Annotated in this window: 1 protein-coding gene; it reads left to right on the forward strand. The window is 59.4% G+C overall.

Features of this window, described 5'->3' with window-relative positions; translation table 11 throughout:
• Nucleotides 1-749: APC family permease (locus A2J03_RS27640; RefSeq protein ID WP_156520625.1), on the forward strand; the 749-nt coding region annotated here is incomplete at both ends.

Genomic DNA, 749 nt, shown 5'->3' on the forward strand with positions numbered 1-749 from the left:
ACCGTTCGTTCTTGCGTTCGTCGTGGCCACGCTGACGGCGTTCTCGTACCTCGAACTCGTGACGAAGTATCCGCAAGCGGCAGGGGCGGCGCTGTACACCCAGAAGGCGTTCGGCATCCACTTCGCGACCTTCATCGTCGCGTTCGCCGTGATCTGTTCGGGTATTACCAGTGCGGCGACGTCCTCCAACGTCGTCGCCGGGAATCTACTCGCTGGACTTCACGAAACATTCAGTGACGCAGACGGTCTCGGATGGTTCGACGTCCCGACTGGCTCCACCTCTCAACTCGTCGTCGCCGTGCTCTTCATGGGTCTTCTCGCCGCGATCAACCTACGAGGTGTCGGCGAATCGGTGAAGTTCAACGTCGTGCTGACCGCCGTCGAAATGACGGCCCTGGCGATTGTCATCGTCATCGGGTTCGTTGCGGTCGGGCAGGGGAGTGCAGAAGGCGACATCGCGAATCTCGTCGTGTTCGAGGACCAGAACGACAAGGGAATCTTCATTGCCGTCACGATCGCGACCACGATCGCATTCTTTGCCATGGTCGGTTTCGAGGACTCCGTCAACATGGTCGAAGAGACCAAGGAGCCACAGAAGATCTTCCCGAAAACGATGCTGTCCGGACTCGGCATCGCATGCCTTCTCTATGTGCTGGTGGTCGTCGCGGTAATCGCAGTCCTGCCGCTGAACTACGACTCGGGAAGCGAAGGGATTCTGCTGCACGTGGTTCGTACCGGTGCACCGGGTC

It is taken from the genome of Rhodococcus sp. EPR-157, assembly GCF_001647195.1.
Taxonomy (GTDB): Bacteria; Actinomycetota; Actinomycetes; order Mycobacteriales; family Mycobacteriaceae; genus Rhodococcoides.